We start from the raw sequence: 16,501 nt of genomic DNA on the forward strand, positions 1-16,501 counted from the left end.
TTAAGAATTGATTTTCTAAGATTTTAAAAGCTGCGAGTTGACAAAATAATCCGTTTCCGTTATAGAGAAATTTCCTTTGAATGTCAAAGTTTATCATTGCGTTGCTTCCACTCTATTTCTAATTTTTTCTTGTCAATGGCCAGCAAACGTTGCTCTCTTAAGCTTCATCTGCTACTCTTTGAAGGAAGGAGAGGAAAGATCGATGAATCCGAACAAAGAGTTTCTAAAAAACAAAGCAAATGCACTCCCTGAAAGGCCTGGCGTTTATCTAATGAAAGATCAACACAACGAAGTCTTGTATGTGGGAAAAGCCAAATCATTGAAGCAGCGTGTCGTTTCCTACTTCCGAAAAAACCAGCAGCATGCCAATAAGGTGCTTCGACTTGTTTATAATGTCGTTGATTTTGAAACGATCGAAACAGATACAGAATTGGATGCACTATTACTTGAATGTCGTTTGATCCAAGCTTTTCATCCTATCTACAACCGACAAATGAACCATTCAGCGAACTATTGCTTTGTTGATTTGACGAATCATAGCTTCACGATCACTCAAACACCACAAATTGGCAGTTATGGCCCCTTTCGGCAAACAAAAAAATTGCCTGTGTTGTTTCAATTATTGTCAGAAACGTTTCAATTGCCGACTGTCAACGAACTGACGCTATTAACCTTACGTAAACAACTCCCTCAAATGGAGGCGTATCCCTTGGAAGAGAAGTGGCGAGAGATCGGCTGTTTTTTTGCAGGAAAGAAGACAGACTGTTTTTCACTCCTTAAAAAACGCTTGGCATACCTGATTGATCACTTATTGTTTGAACAAGCTAGTGTACTGCAGCGAGAGATCCATTTAGCAGAAAGCTTTTACCAAGAAATCGTGAGGGTCAATCAGTTCATTCAAGAACCGGAAGTGATTTTTTCGATTCCCCTTGACTTAGAGGAGCCAGTATCACAGACGACTCAACTCAAATACTATCAAGTCAGCTTTGGTAAGTTGATCCAAACAAACATTCTTTCTCCCGAAGAAACATTCCAGCCACTTCCGCCATCAAGCGCTGCGCTGCCTTTAGCCCCGGAAGATCTCGATCCATTAGGGATCATCCTTAATCACCTGTACCGCCAAGAAAAAGCAGCAGATAAATAAAAAACAGCAAGCCCAAGTAGGCTTGCTGTATAGAAATGAGAAAGCGACGACGAACGTCCCACTCATTCTTATTGGATCAAATCATAGATTTCCATGGCTACAATATCAACATTATCAAATTGATAAGATTGACTTGATTCTGCTTCCGTTAATTCAAACGTTTCTGTCGAATTGTCATAAGTAACGGTACATTTTTCGACGCCTTCTTTTTCAAAACGACGTACTTGAACTTCATTGTCTTGCGCTTCGACCATCGCTTCTAAACGTTTGATGATAGCGACTAATTGCGAACTTTTCATTCGTAAGCCTCCTTTTTCTGTCCGTTATATTGTATCAAAACATCCTCTATCTTGCATTGATTTTTCGTATTTTTTTTGTCATTTTAAGATTTTTTTCCATCTTGCCACCAAAGTTTAATCAGCGCCTGCGTTCCGTCATTTTCATAGCCTTTTTCAGCCAACTGATCATACAATTTTTTAGCTAAAGTGGTGCTCGGCAAATCCAATCCCATCTTCTTAGCCTCATCCAAAGCGATCCCCAAATCTTTGATGAAATGTTTGACAAAAAAGCCTGGTGAATAATCCTCTTTTAGGATACGAGGACTGTAATTCGTCATGGACCAATTGGCTGCCCCACCGCCAGAAAGCGTGTCAATCACTCGTGGTAAATCAAGACCGGCTTGGTTCGCATAGACCAGCATTTCTGTCATCCCCGTCATGGTTCCGGCAATCATGATCTGATTGGCCATTTTCGTATGCTGCCCCTTTCCTGCCCCTCCTTGAAGTTGAAACGTCTTTCCTAATACTTCAAAAAGTGGTTTTACTTGTTGGTAAGCTTCTTCATCGCCACCAACCATAATCGTTAGCGTGGCATTTTTGGCACCAAGGTCACCACCAGAAACTGGCGCATCGATACTCGCAGCACCTTTTTCCTTCGCTGTCTGATAGATTCGTTCTGCCAAATCAGGTGTACTGGTGGTAAAATCCACCAATGTTTTGCCCGTCACAGCCGTTTGAAAAATCCCTTGAGGCCCATAGTAAACTTCTTCAACGTCGGATGGATACCCAACCATTGTAAAGATGATTTCACTTTCTGATGCAACTTCTGTTGGGGTGTCACACCAAATTGCTCCATTCGCAACGAGTTCATCTGTTTTTGCTTTCGTCCGATTGTAAACATTCACTGTATGTCCTGCAGCTAAGAGATGACCAACCATCGCTTGACCCATGACACCAGTACCGATAAATCCTAATTTCATGCAGATCCCTCCAAAATAAAAAAGTTCATGTCTTTAGTATACGCTAAAAACATGAACTTGCGAAAATTTTCTGTTTAATCGATCGTTCGGCGAAAAGCCTTTAATTTGACTTTGAATTTTTCTAACGTCTGCTCGGTTTCTTTCTCGATGCGTTCGGTTTCATAATAGGCAACCATATCATGGTAAAAAGACAGCATCGACTCACCAAAGCGTAAAGCCGAGATCTCGTACATCTTCCTAGAAAGAACTTCGGGATCAGCAGGAATCTTTTGTTCATAATAATCAATAAATGCTTTTGCGAAATCCCGATCACTCTCATAGGTGACGCCTAACGATGGATCATCGATCAAGGTGTTTAAGTAATCATTGCCTTCAACGACTAATGGGGTCCCAGCAGCCATTGCTTCCGTGTATGTCAGTCCTTGTGTTTCTGAAGTGGAGGCACTGACGAAGTAATCGGCAGCGTGGTAATAGATCGCCACTTTATCATTCGCCACTTCGCCGACAAATTGAACATGGTCAGTTAGCGCCATATCCACCACTTTTTCTTCTAATTTTTCTTTATGCGGACCTTTCCCAACGATCACTAATTGCGCATCAGGAATCTTGGTTAGAATTTCCGGCATCCCATCGATGATCGCTTGGATATTCTTTTCATAAGAAATACGACTGAGGGAAAGCAGCATGGGTTGATCCTCAGTGATACCTAATTTCTCCCGCAATTCTTTTTTCATTTCAGATGTAATGTCCGGTCGACGAAACTTCTCGACTTCGATCCCTGTGGGGATAATCCGCATCGGTGAAACAACACCATACCCCCTCAGCGTATCGATGACTCGTTCACTTGGACAAACAACACCTGTCGAGTGGTTGGCAAATAGCCGCGAAAGATATTTCACGTGAGACGGCCGTAAGACCTTCCCATTGGCGATGTAGTGCAAGTAGTCTTCATACATCGTATGGTAGGTATGGATCACAGGAATTTGCAATTTGCGCCCCACCATTTTCCCTAACATCCCAGAGCCAAACTCGGTATGGGTATGGATCAATTCCAACTCTAACTCTTTGGCGATCAAATAGGCATACAACATGCCGCGCACTACGATTCGCCGATCTTTGAAGGACACAAACGGGACACTTGGCATGCGAATGATATCTTCTTCGTCCAGATCAGCATTGGGATCGGTCGTAGTAAAGATATACACTTTATGGCCTTTTTTCTCAAGCTCTTCTTTCAATGTCTTGATCGATGTCGCCACACCACTTACCTGGGGGAAGTAGGTGTCTGTAAAAAATCCGATTTTCAAAACGGTACCTCCAAACTTTACATTAGTTTCTTTATTCCGTATTCATCACTTTTGTATAAACTTCTTTTAGCTCATATCCGATTTCATCAATACTCTTTTGCTTGGCCGTTTCATAACCCGCTTCACTTAACTGTGGCAACGTGCCATCTACGATTCCTTTGATTTTCTCGATAAACCCTTGATTGGTTTTCTCCATGTATGCATTGTGCCCATTGCTTAGCCACCCTTTATATACTGGAATATCCCGAACAAGCACATTTTGGTGGCTGGCTAACGCCTCAAGGACCACGATCCCTTCTGTTTCTTCATAGGAAGGAAAGAAAAACAGATCAGCCGCTGAATATGCCCCTTCGATGATGTCTCCTTTGATATAGCCGGGAAACAGCACATTTTCTGGATGGTCTTCATTGACAAGGTCGCGGATCTGCTTAGGAATCGTCATCATTGGTGTATGACCAAACCAGATAAACGTATATTCAGGCAATTGTCTAGCTATTTCTACAAAATCAAGAATGCCTTTTCGTTCAAAAAACAAACCGACCGATATAATGACTTTTTGATCAGGTAAAAGCTGAAAATACTCACGAAAGGCTTTTTCTTTCTCATGATCCGGCTGATATTTGTCAAGATCGATCCCGTTTGAGATCGCTTCTATCGGCACTTGGATACCATACCCTTCCAAAAGTTCTTTCGAATAAGGGGTCGGGGTGATCAATTGATCGGCTCTGGAATAAAGATTGATCAAATATTTTTTATATAATGGCGAAAGCTGATTTGAACCGATAAATGAATTCCGAAAATCCTCTTCTGTAGAATGGGCATGGTAAATCACTTTTTTTCCTTGTCTTTTGGCTTTATTGACCATATGCATACTATTGATTCCATACGTGTTGATGTGAAGAATGTCATAATCCTCATCATTTTTATCAAGAGTAAAAGGAATCCCGACAGATGTCAGCGCTCGTTGCTGATGGGCCAATGCGCGACCGATACCTGATTTAGCTAATAATTTTTCTCCTTCAAAATAAAGAAGTACTTTCAAAGATGATTCCTCCTTGGAAATGCTTATATCTGATATTAGTATACCATAGGCGATCGCAGAGATACTCCTACCATGGTCCTAGATTTTGTTCCCCATTTAACCATGATACGGGAAAAACTCAGGGAATCATAGCTTAATTCCAAGATATGACAAAACTGTTCGTTTTCTGAAAAAAGTAGTAAGTTGTTGCAAGTCAAATCAAACAAAATGTCTTCTTAAAACAAAAAAAGGCAACAAGCAAAAATTGCTTGTTGCCTAGAAATGATTATTTTACATACTGTTCGATTAACTCTACAACTTCTTCCATTGTATCGCAATCTTCTAATGCACGTTTTGCTAATTCTTGCATGTCAGTGGTTGACAAACGTTTCATTAAGCTACGTGTTTTCAGAACAGATGTTGCACTCATTGAGAACTCATCTAAGCCCATACCTACAAGAAGTGGCACAGCAGTTTGATCGCCGGCCATTTCTCCACACATACCAGCCCATTTGCCTTCAGCATGCGCTGAATCGATCACGTTTTTGATCAAGCGTAAGATGGATGGGTTGTATGGTTGGTACAAGTAAGACACGCGTTCATTCATGCGGTCTGCAGCCATTGTGTATTGGATCAAGTCATTGGTACCAATACTGAAGAAGTCAACTTCCTTCGCAAACTTGTCTGCTAAGACAGCTGCTGCTGGAATTTCGATCATGATTCCGACTTGGATCTCGTTAGAAATCTCAACGCCTTCGTCAATCAATTTTTGACGCTCTTCTTCATACATTTTCTTCGCTGTACGGAACTCTTTCAATGTTGCCACCATTGGGAACATAATACGTAAGTTACCATGAGCAGAAGCACGTAACAACGCACGAAGTTGGGTACGGAACATGTCGTCCCCAAGTTCAGACAAGCTGATACGCAATGCACGATAGCCTAAGAAAGGATTCATTTCATGAGGCAATTTTAAGTAAGGAAGTTCTTTATCGCCACCGATATCCATTGTGCGGACAACCACTGGTTTTCCAGCCATTCCTTCTAGAACTGCTTTATACGCTTTATATTGGTCTTCTTCTGTTGGGAAATCAGGAGAATCCATGTACAAGAATTCAGTACGGTATAAACCGACTGCTTCTGCACCATTGTTGTGGACACCTTCTAAATCTTTTGGTGTACCAATGTTCGCAGCTAATTCAAAGTGCTTACCATCAGCCGTAACTGTTTCAGCATCTTTTAATTTTTCCCACTCTGCTTTTTGATCTGCGTAGGCTTTCCCAGCTTCAACAAATTCAGCCGCTTGGTCATCTGTCGGGTTGACGATAACGTCACCGATAATGCCGTTAACAGCTAAGATGTCGCCCGCTTTCACTTTTGCAGTGATCTCCATCGTTCCAACGATTGCTGGGATTTCAAGAGAACGTGCCATGATTGCGGAATGAGAAGTACGTCCACCGATATCTGTTACAAAAGCTTTAACAAAGTTGCGGTCTAATTGTGCGGTATCACTTGGTGTCAAGTCATGCGCAACAACGACTACTTCTTCGTTGATCATTGAAGGATTAGGCAAAGTCACATTCAACAAATGCGCCAAGATACGTTTAGCAACATCTTTGATGTCAGCTGCCCGTTCTTGCATGTAAGCATTGTCATCCATTGCTTCAAACATACCAATATACATGTCAGTAACTTCTTTCAATGCAGCTTCTGCATTGACTTTGTTATCTGTCACGTTTTGTTTGATTTGACCGATCATCTCAGGATCTGAAAGAACCATTAAATGAGCATCAAATACTTGTGCTTCTGCTTCACCTAAAGTTTGCGCTGCTTTGTCGCGGATTTGTTGTAATTCCGCTGTTGACTTCGCTAACGCATCATCTAAGCGTGCTTCCTCTGCTGCAGTATCTTCAACTGATACTTTTGAAAAAGATAAATCAGGTTGTACTAACAGGTAGGCTTTCGCAACGGCTACACCATCACTAGCAGCAATTCCTTTTAGCATCTCAACCATTATTCAGACAAACCTTCTTTTTTCATTGTTTCTACGATTGCAGCGATTGCATCTGCTTCGTCAGCACCTTCAGCAGTGATAGTTACATCAGAACCTTGGCCAACACCTAATGACATTACGCCCATGATTGATTTAAGGTTTACTGATTTACCTTTGTACTCTAAGTTGATATCAGAGTTGAATTTGCTTGCTGTTTGAACCAATAATGTAGCTGGACGTGCGTGAATCCCTGTCTCAGCAACTACGTGAAAATCTTTCTTTTCCATATTGATCAATCTCCTTTATGATACGTTTTTTTGTGTGAAGGCAAAATTTCCATGCATGCAATGATACCCGAAAAAAATCGCCCTTTCAACTGTTAAGATTACCATTTTTTTCCTCGATAGACAACCGTTTTCTCTTAAATAAACGATTGAAATAAATGTCCTATTTATTTTCTTGCACGTAACGGTAGATGATCTTCCCATTTAACCCCGCTTCTCCGACAAAAGAAGACCGGTCTTCCAACTGGAGCCAGACATCTCTAAACGCCAGAAATTCCGGCTGTTGGACAATCAATTCTTGGATCTCTCCATTACGTAAACGTACTACTTCTGCAGCAAAATCTCTGTTCTCCAACGTCTATTCTCACCTCTTTCTTTCTATTATATAGGAATTACTTTTTATTTAAAAGACCGCTTCTATAAGTGAAATCGAAGGGAAAATTTTTAAAGGTAAAATTCTTGCAGTCTGACAAAAAGTTAGTATAATAGAATTATGGTCAGTAAAGGTCAATAACACATTACCTTGAAGGTGACCGTTACTTTGCCCACAGCCCCTTTTCTTTTACAAGCAATCAAATGCGCCGTAAAATAGGGTTGTTGGAACAAATATGAAAGGTCGTGAATCTATGCTTTGTCAAAATTGCGGCAAAAATGAAGCTTCAATTCATTTATATGCCAATGTCAATGGTCAAAGAAAACAACTCGATTATTGTCAAAGTTGTTACCAAAAAATAAAAGCACAATCTGGGAATGCTGCAGCTGCAATGGCGCAAGATCCTTTTGGATTTGGCAATCTTGATGATTTATTCCGTCAAATGTCTCGTCAAATGCAGCAAGGAAATCCCCCTTATGAACAAACCCCACCGACACAAACTGGCGGTAACGGTTTTGTTGGCGGGCAACCACCACGCAATAACCAAGCGCCTGCGGGTCTGCTGGGAGAATATGGCATCAATATCACTCAAATGGCTCGTGATGGTGAAGTCGATCCAGTGGTCGGTCGTGATTCAGAAATCAAACGCGTGATCGAGATCCTTAATCGCCGAACCAAGAATAATCCTGTATTGATTGGTGAACCTGGGGTTGGGAAAACTGCCGTTGTTGAAGGGTTAGCCCAAAAAATCGTTGATGGTGATGTGCCACAAAAATTGATGGAAAAAGAAGTTATTCGTTTGGACGTTGCGTCGCTTGTTCAAGGCACAGGTATTCGTGGCCAATTTGAAGAACGCATCCAAAAATTGATCGAAGAAATCAAGCAAGCGGAAAATGTGATCTTGTTTATCGATGAAGTCCATGAAATCGTTGGCGCTGGTGCAGCCGGCGACGGAAATATGGATGCTGGAAACATCTTAAAACCAGCTCTTGCCCGTGGAGAACTACAAATGGTCGGAGCAACGACGTTAAATGAATACCGCATTATCGAAAAAGACGCCGCTTTAGAACGGCGTTTGCAACCAGTACGTGTGGATGAACCTTCTGTGGAAGAAACCATTCGTATTTTAAAAGGCCTACAACCGCGTTATGAAGATTACCATCATGTGAAATATACGGATGAAGCGATCGCAGCTGCCGCTACCCTTTCTAACCGTTACATTCAAGATCGATTCTTGCCTGATAAAGCGATCGATCTGCTAGATGAAACAGGTTCGAAGAAAAACTTGACGATCCAAATCGTTGATCCAAAAACGATCGAAAAGAAATTACAAGAAGCGGAAGAACAAAAACAAGCTGCCTCTCGAGAAGAAGATTTTGAAAAAGCTGCTTACTATCGCGATCAAATCAACAAGCTTCAAAAAATGAAAGAACGTCAAATCAGCGAAGAAGAAACGCCTGTCATCACCGAAAAAGACATGGAACAAATCGTTGAAGAACGGACAAATATCCCTGTTGGGGAATTAAAAGAAAAAGAACAAACCCAGTTGAGGAATCTTGCGGATGACTTGAAAGCTAAAGTTATTGGTCAAGACGAAGCAATCGACAAAGTTGCAAAAGCGATCCGCAGAAATCGGGTCGGTTTAGGCAAACAAAACCGTCCGATCGGCTCTTTCCTATTCGTCGGTCCAACCGGTGTCGGGAAAACCGAATTAGCAAAACAATTAGCTTATGAAATGTTTGGTTCTGAAGAATCAATGATTCGTTTCGACATGTCAGAATACATGGAGAAACACAGTGTATCCAAATTGATTGGTTCTCCTCCAGGCTATGTTGGCTATGAAGAAGCAGGTCAATTGACTGAAAAAGTTCGTCGGAATCCTTACAGCTTGATTCTATTAGATGAAGTAGAAAAAGCCCATCCTGATGTATTGCATATGTTCTTGCAAATTCTCGATGATGGTCGCTTGACCGATGCTCAAGGACGTACCGTCAGCTTTAAGGACACCTTGATCATCATGACAAGTAATGCCGGAACCGGCAAAGTTGAAGCTAACGTTGGCTTCGGTGCGGCGCGTGAAGGTATCACTCGTTCCGTTTTGAATCAATTGAATAATTACTTTACACCAGAGTTTCTCAACCGCTTTGACGGCATCATCGAATTTAAAGCTTTAAGCAAGGAAAACTTGTTATCGATCGTGTCTCTCATGCTGCATGAAGTCAATCAAACCCTTAGCCAACAAAAACTGCATATCGACGTTCCACAAGACGTGCAAGAAAAATTGGTGGATCTTGGTTACAGTGCAACGATGGGGGCTCGCCCATTGCGTAGAACCATCCAAGATCAAATCGAAGACGGCATTGCAGAATTTTATCTTGAGCATCCACAAGTACATCAACTAAAAGCACAATTAGAAGATGCAGATAAAATCATTGTGACCTCCGCTGAGTCCCCTGCACCTCTTGAAGAAGCCAATCCGGCTTCTGAAGAAGAAGCATCGGAAACAAACGAGTAACAAGCTGCCAAAACGTGTAACGAAACGTTTCCTTTGCCAGACAACCATGTTTTGCCAAAAAATTGGGTAATTCCGAGTTGTCTGGCTTTTCTTTTGAAAAAAAACGCCCTATAATGTTATTAATAAATACATAGAATGTGAGGTGAGTCTGGTGAAATTAATCAATGTTACGAACAGCCATTCTCGACTAGTATTGAATCAACTTGAAAATACCGACGCGGAACTTGTAAAGGTTTACACAGCCGGAGATACAACCGTGATCTTTACCTCAGCGCCGAACCACAATGAAATTTTGCTGATCAATAAAAAAAGAACTATTCGCCCGACGGAAGTTGAAGAAATCAAAAATTACTTCTTGAAAAAATTACCTGATGGCTCTTATGATCCTGCAACGATCTCTGTGATCCAAATGCCCGAAGTGGTGGAAATCTCCATCAAAAAAACATTATCCTCATCACGTTAGCTTTGCCTGATCACGGGTTTAAAAAATATCTATAAAAGGTGACTGTCGCAGCCCTCTTTTATAGATATCTTTTTTTGTCTTCTCTCTTCCTTCTATTGGTTAGTACTTCGACCAACGATACCTGATGTTCAAGTAAAAAAAGAGAGCCATACGCTCTCTTTTCAAGTATATTTATTAGAAATCATCGACTGGATCATCACATTTAGATTGTGCCAATCCTTGGTACTATGAACATTGCCAAAAAATGTGAATTTCTGCGACTCATTATGGATTAGCACGCCATCAGAAACCAATATATCTGAGTCTCCTAAATTCGAACTAAAGTGAATCACATTTTCATTGTAAATTTTCAACAGTTTGTTTTTAATGACCGGAATATATTCTGGATGGTTCAAAAGAGAAATACCAATGCGAATCGGTTCCTCTTCCTGGATAGGTAAATAAGACGCTGTGATCTGAGCGATTTTCCTTAAGAAGAGGGCTTCTTTTTCTATTACAAACGAATGGCGCTGCAAGGCAGCTGCAATCAGCTCTTCCACCTCTAATACTCGTTCGTTCGTAGAGGACAAATCTTCAGTAGACACAAAACTATCCAAAAAGAGATGAAGACAGCCCCATGTATTCATCACTAATTCATAGGTAATGAATTCTTCGATCTCTTTAGAAAGATTATACTTTTGCGACAAGACAGCTACAACATCGGCAGAAAATTCGACCAGCGGATTTCCTAAAAGATTTCTCAGCTTTTGGCCCAAAAGTAGTTTTTCTTGATCCGAGATCGTTTCAGGTATGAAAAGAAAAACCCAGAAATGATAAAAAATCTGTTCTTTCTCAATATCTTGCTGACTTCTGATCGGCAGCAGCTTGATCACTTGCTTTTCCCCATCTAGTTGCTTGATTTGCTCATAAATAGTGATGGAAGCATCGTCTAACTCGTTGACAATATAGCCTCTCAACACCGCATTTTCAATGATTGAAAACATAATGTCGTGCTTCACTTTCGTGGTTTTTAACGGCTCATATTCTTTAGCTGCTAATTCAACGCTGGCACGGGTTCGCTGATTGATGTATACATTACAAGCCATGATCTCAACTAAATAATGGTACATCCTCACACACGGCTCTGCCCCTGTCAAATCAATGGAATCTGTATTGTTATTGATAGTAATCGGAACATTTTGGATAACCAGCATTTTCTTAAGATAGCTGATCAATTTATAACAATAAGAAATACTAAAAATCAATTCTTCCGAGATGTCCACCATACGGGTCTTTCTTTTTCTTAACAAATAGGATAATAGACGATAATAAGGAGATTCTAAGAAATATTTTTTCTTTAGATTCACAAAAATATGCAGGCTTTGTTCTTCATTTAATTCTCGTGACAAATAAACAGTTCTCTTTTTCAGCAAAAAAATTGACTCGTCAAAAGTCGTAAACTCTCTCATATCTTCGGCGATTTCATTGATCAATATTTTCACCTGATACAAAGATTTGTTTGTCGTTTCACATATTTTATCGAGAGACAGCTGCTTCTCCAAAATGATATTTCTAACAACAGTTAATTTATCGACCTGTTTTTTGGTTAAATAAAACCTATACAATTTTTCTATATACTCCAAAATTTTTTACCCGCCTTATTTAAAAAGTATCCCAGTATCCAATTATAGTAAAATAAACTTAAATTCAAGCCTCTTTTTTCATTAAACGGACAATTTTAATAAAAACTTCAGAAAAATCCCCTCTTCTTTAAAACAGTACGGGTGAGAAAAACTTGTGAAACGATTCTTATTTTTTGTAACATAAAAGTGTTGGAAACCATGAAAAAGAACCTGTGAATTAGCTGTTTCCATAAACTTAGAAAAAATTCGTATTCTTTCATTGATTGGTAAGTGACTTGGAGAGTAAAATCATTTTCTAGCTGGACAAACTTCTTTGAGGAATCAAGTTCATTTCAAAGAGCTTGTAATAAAATATCTTCTCTTTTTAGCCAGCAATCTTTGTATTCATAAATGTTGATGATCGACAATTCATCACTCATTTGATTGATTGACCGCATGATTTCTTCATCATCCGAATCAACATTGCCAATGACATGCAAATCATAATGAACACCAGATTTATCCACGCACTCAACGATATAGCTGATCACATCTCCCCAAAAATGTTCCAATCGATGAGTGCCGCCTGCTTTTTCTAACCTTGAACGTTCAGCGATACACAAAACGTTTTTCGAAGAGTATTGCAAGATGTTGATTTCCCCTAATGATTGTGCTAAGTAGTCAAGAACCGATTGGCGATCATCTTCTTGATCCACAATTAAATTTCTCTCTAAAATCGTATTCGTCTTGTTGCTGAAAAAGCGCACAGTCAACATGGTAGCATTCTTTTGTCGACTGAAATTTATTCTGGTTTGCAGCATTTTGATTCACTCCTTAAAAGAACTTTGATCCTCTGCTATTAAGGATATAGTAAGAACCAGCCGATTTTTATCGTCTTTTTTTCAAAAAAACTACAAATAAAATAATCATTGTTCCTCATTTTTCTTTCTACTGACTTAAAGACCTGTTAATTAGAAACGAGTAGCAACTTCATAAAAATAAAAGAGACAAAAAAACTCTAAGGTTTCTTCAAAGAGTCTTATTGTATATTCTCCTAATATTATGAATCCTACTAAAATCTAGTATTGATGAGATAGTGATTCTAAACAGCTAATTTTTTTGAAATATTTTTAAAATGAAACAAGTACGGATTTATAATTTTAAGCTTGAAGCAACCTTTAATATCTCTGTCCCGTTAAGGTAGAAGATTTGTAGGTACAGATTACAAATTGAATAAAAACATTAATTGATAATTTTCAAATCTATGACTTTGATTGCCTATTCAATAGAAATGCATAAATAGAACAATACGTTCAATCCCCACCTATGCAATAGTTCATACTCGTAAAACTACTTCTATAAATAGTATCTTAAAAATGATAGAAGATTGTATTCTACTGAATTGCAGATGTTCACGAAAGAAATAACAGATATGAATCTTCAGAACTGATTCCCCTGACAGCGACTGATTCAGAGCAAATTCTCAGAGACTGCGAATAACAATATAATTACTTTGCTAGGTCGAATCCTAGTTGGAACGACAATTCTTTCAACTCTGAGAAGATCTTGACTTAAAATATTAGCCAAATTGTAAAATTGCAACAAAATTATTTTCATATAAATCATTACCGCACGGACAATTGCTACACAGAAAAATATGTGGACTTGATAATCAACATCACTTGACTACTAGAAAATTTGATTAAATTATTTTATAAAAAATCAGATTAATAAAATACTTTCTACTTTTTCATTAAAAATAGCGCAAAAACGGATAATAACTTAATACATCATCATTGTATACTTTATTTAAGCAGTAAATCATCTGCAAAAATTAAAGTGAGGTTTTATTATGAAAAAAGTTATTTTGGGTACTACATTGGCAACATCTTTACTACTAGTAGGAGGAATCACTGCGTCAGCAGATGTTGCTATGCCAGAGGTTCCCTCTGTTCCATTTGCTGTTACTATAACAGAAGGAACATCTAGTTTTGCATTTAATGATATGAATTTAAACGAAACGTTCGAAATAAGTCCAGCATTATTTGTCAACGGAACAATGACAGGAACTATTGAAAACGTTGGCGGAACATTAACAAACTTAACTCGTTCAGTTAATAAAGTTACAATTACAGTTTCTTCTGATTCTGAAGGAATCGTTATCACCGAAAATGGTGATGTTGCCGTTGAAGCAGAAGCTATTTCCCAATCAGTAGCTACCAGCGTAGATACAACTTTCACATTCAATCGTCAAACTGCTTTGCTAGATGGCACACCCACTATCACAGTTACTGCATCAGATACTACTGACTTAGACAATGGCCAAGACCTTTAATTCTTAAAAAGGATAACATATGGATAAAATATCAAAACACAGAGACTCCTTTCTAAGAGTTTCTGTGTTCTTCCTCATATTGACAATAATCGCAAATATAAATATAAGTATTGCAACAGCGAATGAGACAACGAATACTTTAAAACTATCGCTTAGCAATACCGAATATGAGACATCAAGAAATACTATTACTCTTCCTTCTGATATTGATAAAAAGTATACATTTGAAATTAAATTGGAAAACATCGGAGCTGGTGATTCATCAATAGTGGTCACTCCCTTTGCTTCAACTGCTATTTCAAGAGAATCCTCTATTTTGTACACTTCGAATACAGAGAACCTTCTCGATGATAAATACGACTTTTCAAATTATGTTACTATCGCTTCAGAAGCTATAGACGAAGAGAATCAAATAGAAATTGCTCCTAATGAATCTGTTGGTGTCAGCATTACCATAAATGTTCCAGACGACATAGAGCTTGAAGGTACTGTAATGGGTGGAATTAATTTTAAGCAAATATTAGGTGTTCAAACAGCTGAAGATTCTATTAGTATTGCGTCTGCCTACGAGTCTATCATTTTTATCAACTTAATTTTTAGCAAATATGAGGATATTCAAGATATTATTTATCAAGATTTCTCATTTGTTGCTCTTCAGGACACGATAAACCTACAATTTTATGCCCTCAACTATAATCCTATTTTAGGCAACTTAAACAATGCGCTCTACGAACTAATAAACCCAAATGGAGAAACAATTGCCTCTGGAGAGTTAGCAAATTCCGTTCTTTTAACGCCGTTAACCAAATCAAGAATGCAGATTCCTTTAATAGACGATAGTGAGCTTATTGAAGGCGAATACCGTTTAACAATAGAAACAACTAGAAAAGCGATCACCACTACTTTTTCTTATGAGAAAGAGGACTTGGATAACTTCAAAAAAGAGAACCGTCCAACGAACGCTGCCAACGTTCAGACAAATAATCAAATCCTTATCTGGATCATCTTTGTTCTCATTGCAGCGCTAGCAACTGCAGTCATCTACATTTTAAAATCAAAAAGAAAAAGAGAGGGCTAGTTCCTCTCTTTTGCTCTGCTTCTACTTATTCCATTGGTCATCAATTATTGAGAGATTCCTTTTTAAAGAAATGTTGCGTATCTTCTCTCCATGGTTTCCTCTTTAGGAAGAAATAGAAGAAGTGAGACAAGAAAAACTGCTCATATCAAATAAGCGGTTTTTCCTAATATAAATCTAAACATATTTTTTTCAATGATCATTTCTTTTGAAAAAAATGTTGCTGTCTCACATTGGCTTTTCTTCCCTAAAAAAAACTCAGTACCAGCCTCATCCTCAACATCACTGATTGAATCTTCTAGTTTGGTAGAATCCTTATCAAGCGAGTCTTCTTCCAAGTTTGCTTGCTCGTCGTAAATAGATTCTGCTTCTTCCTTTTGGCTCTCAGAATCATCTTCGATGCCATTGTCTTCTTGCTTTTCATCGTCTTGGTCTTCAGTCATTAAATTCTCATCCGACATCTCTTCTTTTTCCTCATCCGTCTGATTCATTTTTATATCTTTCGTAAAGGTCTCTGAATCATCAATTGCTGTAAAAGTGACTGATAGGTAGTACTCAGAGTTGGAATCAAGATATTCCTTTATGTTCAATGTTGCAGCTACGTTAAGAATCATTGATGCTTCATCAGTATCCTCAATCTGAATGATTTTCTCTTCCGAACCGTTCACGCTGTTTAGTTCTGCTGAAAATGCCTTCCCGACAGCTGTGATCTCTACGCCAAAAGCACCTTCACTGCCGTTGCTATCGACGGTCAGCTGAAGATCTTGTGTGGTTTTCAACAAATAATAGTGTTCGTCCTTAAAGTCAATCGTGTTCAAATCAAAAATCAACGTTTCGGAAACCTCATCAGCCGCAGCCTCTACTGTTGGAAAGAAAAATATCGCCGAAAATATAAATAACAAACTTTTTAGCACTACATGGTCCCCTTTCTTCTTTCAGAAATCACTTTTATTTAACAAATAATCATTCGCTTTAGCAAAATCGATCTATAGATAACTAGTAGACTAGCAATGAGACTAATTCATTTTGGAGTTATGAAGCCATGGTTCACCAACTGAAAACTTAAGCCATCTGTTAGAAGTGCTTCAAATGAAGTTTTAAGGGCTATAACCGAATCATGCTCAGATAAAGA

At 38.8% G+C, this 16,501-nt stretch carries 15 protein-coding genes; 5 read left to right on the forward strand and 10 right to left on the reverse strand.

The features are described 5' to 3' along the window. The first annotated feature begins 202 nt into the window (after positions 1-202). Positions 203-1,144: a GIY-YIG nuclease family protein gene (locus IGI92_RS09265; protein ID WP_144330611.1), complete on the forward strand. Its 942-nt coding sequence runs from the start codon at positions 203-205 to the stop codon at positions 1,142-1,144. A 68-nt stretch (positions 1,145-1,212) separates the two neighbouring features. On the opposite strand, the gene IGI92_RS09270 is transcribed toward IGI92_RS09265, so the two are convergent. The 7 genes from IGI92_RS09270 to IGI92_RS09300 all read right to left on the reverse strand — a co-directional run bounded on the left by IGI92_RS09270 (position 1,213) and on the right by IGI92_RS09300 (position 7,362). Continuing rightward, complete coding sequence (locus IGI92_RS09270; protein WP_005225886.1) at positions 1,213-1,443, reverse strand: YkuJ family protein; 231 nt, start codon at positions 1,441-1,443, stop codon at positions 1,213-1,215. A gap of 83 nt (positions 1,444-1,526) precedes the next feature. After that, complete coding sequence (locus IGI92_RS09275; RefSeq protein WP_087664005.1) at positions 1,527-2,402, reverse strand: NAD(P)-dependent oxidoreductase; 876 nt, start codon at positions 2,400-2,402, stop codon at positions 1,527-1,529. A 74-nt stretch (positions 2,403-2,476) separates the two neighbouring features. After that, positions 2,477-3,709: a glycosyltransferase family 4 protein gene (locus IGI92_RS09280; protein WP_008378207.1), complete on the reverse strand. Its 1,233-nt coding sequence runs from the start codon at positions 3,707-3,709 to the stop codon at positions 2,477-2,479. Between the two features lie 31 nt (positions 3,710-3,740). Beyond that, complete coding sequence (locus IGI92_RS09285; protein WP_005235568.1) at positions 3,741-4,751, reverse strand: glycosyltransferase; 1,011 nt, start codon at positions 4,749-4,751, stop codon at positions 3,741-3,743. 265 nt (positions 4,752-5,016) lie between these two features. Then, positions 5,017-6,744, reverse strand: coding sequence for a phosphoenolpyruvate--protein phosphotransferase (gene ptsP / locus IGI92_RS09290; protein ID WP_008378209.1), 1,728 nt, complete (start codon positions 6,742-6,744; stop codon positions 5,017-5,019). Beyond that, on the reverse strand, positions 6,744-7,010 hold the full coding sequence (locus tag IGI92_RS09295; protein WP_003126335.1) for a phosphocarrier protein HPr: 267 nt from the start codon (positions 7,008-7,010) through the stop codon (positions 6,744-6,746). Before IGI92_RS09295 ends, ptsP begins: the two co-directional genes overlap by 1 nt. Positions 7,011-7,170: 160 nt before the next feature. After that, positions 7,171-7,362: a hypothetical protein gene (locus IGI92_RS09300; RefSeq protein WP_005235564.1), complete on the reverse strand. Its 192-nt coding sequence runs from the start codon at positions 7,360-7,362 to the stop codon at positions 7,171-7,173. Positions 7,363-7,633: 271 nt separating this feature from the next. Between IGI92_RS09300 and IGI92_RS09305 the strand changes: the two genes are divergently transcribed. Both IGI92_RS09305 and IGI92_RS09310 read left to right on the forward strand, forming a co-directional pair. After that, a complete protein-coding gene (locus tag IGI92_RS09305) occupies positions 7,634-9,895 on the forward strand; it encodes an ATP-dependent Clp protease ATP-binding subunit (protein WP_034878864.1) in 2,262 nt (753 codons plus the stop codon). A gap of 151 nt (positions 9,896-10,046) precedes the next feature. Beyond that, positions 10,047-10,358 carry a DUF1827 family protein gene (locus tag IGI92_RS09310; RefSeq protein ID WP_008378223.1) on the forward strand — a complete coding sequence of 104 codons (312 nt, stop codon included), beginning with the start codon at positions 10,047-10,049 and terminating at the stop codon, positions 10,356-10,358. A 161-nt stretch (positions 10,359-10,519) separates the two neighbouring features. Here IGI92_RS09310 and IGI92_RS09315 read toward each other — a convergent pair whose 3' ends face one another. Both IGI92_RS09315 and IGI92_RS09320 read right to left on the reverse strand, forming a co-directional pair. Continuing rightward, a complete protein-coding gene (locus tag IGI92_RS09315; RefSeq protein WP_223347168.1) occupies positions 10,520-11,839 on the reverse strand; it encodes a helix-turn-helix domain-containing protein in 1,320 nt (439 codons plus the stop codon). A 473-nt stretch (positions 11,840-12,312) separates the two neighbouring features. Beyond that, positions 12,313-12,780 (reverse strand): hypothetical protein, encoded by a 468-nt coding sequence (locus IGI92_RS09320; protein WP_005235556.1) that lies wholly within the window; start codon positions 12,778-12,780, stop codon positions 12,313-12,315. A gap of 1,031 nt (positions 12,781-13,811) precedes the next feature. Between IGI92_RS09320 and IGI92_RS09325 the strand changes: the two genes are divergently transcribed. Together IGI92_RS09325 and IGI92_RS09330 are read left to right on the forward strand one after the other, a co-directional pair. After that, positions 13,812-14,294 (forward strand): hypothetical protein, encoded by a 483-nt coding sequence (locus IGI92_RS09325; protein ID WP_005235554.1) that lies wholly within the window; start codon positions 13,812-13,814, stop codon positions 14,292-14,294. A 19-nt stretch (positions 14,295-14,313) separates the two neighbouring features. After that, positions 14,314-15,372 (forward strand): WxL protein peptidoglycan domain-containing protein, encoded by a 1,059-nt coding sequence (locus tag IGI92_RS09330; RefSeq protein ID WP_430606811.1) that lies wholly within the window; start codon positions 14,314-14,316, stop codon positions 15,370-15,372. Between the two features lie 140 nt (positions 15,373-15,512). On the opposite strand, the gene IGI92_RS09335 is transcribed toward IGI92_RS09330, so the two are convergent. After that, positions 15,513-16,283, reverse strand: coding sequence for a hypothetical protein (locus IGI92_RS09335; RefSeq protein ID WP_430606812.1), 771 nt, complete (start codon positions 16,281-16,283; stop codon positions 15,513-15,515). Between the last annotated feature and the right edge of the window lie 218 nt (positions 16,284-16,501).

The organism is Enterococcus sp. DIV2379, from assembly GCF_050542965.1.
Classification (GTDB): domain Bacteria; phylum Bacillota; class Bacilli; order Lactobacillales; family Enterococcaceae; genus Enterococcus_D; species Enterococcus_D entomosocium.

Bases quoted from the DNA above. Each gene is read 5' to 3' on its own strand.
- IGI92_RS09265 (WP_144330611.1), top strand. From the start codon at position 203: ATGAATCCGAACAAAGAGTTTCTAAAAAACAAAGCAAATGCACTCCCT.
- IGI92_RS09270 (WP_005225886.1), bottom strand. From the start codon at position 1,443: ATGAAAAGTTCGCAATTAGTCGCTATCATCAAACGTTTAGAAGCGATG.
- IGI92_RS09275 (WP_087664005.1), bottom strand. From the start codon at position 2,402: ATGAAATTAGGATTTATCGGTACTGGTGTCATGGGTCAAGCGATGGTT.
- ptsP (WP_008378209.1), bottom strand. From the start codon at position 6,744: ATGGTTGAGATGCTAAAAGGAATTGCTGCTAGTGATGGTGTAGCCGTT.
- IGI92_RS09295 (WP_003126335.1), bottom strand. From the start codon at position 7,010: ATGGAAAAGAAAGATTTTCACGTAGTTGCTGAGACAGGGATTCACGCA.
- IGI92_RS09305 (WP_034878864.1), top strand. From the start codon at position 7,634: ATGCTTTGTCAAAATTGCGGCAAAAATGAAGCTTCAATTCATTTATAT.
- IGI92_RS09320 (WP_005235556.1), bottom strand. From the start codon at position 12,780: ATGCTGCAAACCAGAATAAATTTCAGTCGACAAAAGAATGCTACCATG.
- IGI92_RS09325 (WP_005235554.1), top strand. From the start codon at position 13,812: ATGAAAAAAGTTATTTTGGGTACTACATTGGCAACATCTTTACTACTA.
- IGI92_RS09330 (WP_430606811.1), top strand. From the start codon at position 14,314: ATGGATAAAATATCAAAACACAGAGACTCCTTTCTAAGAGTTTCTGTG.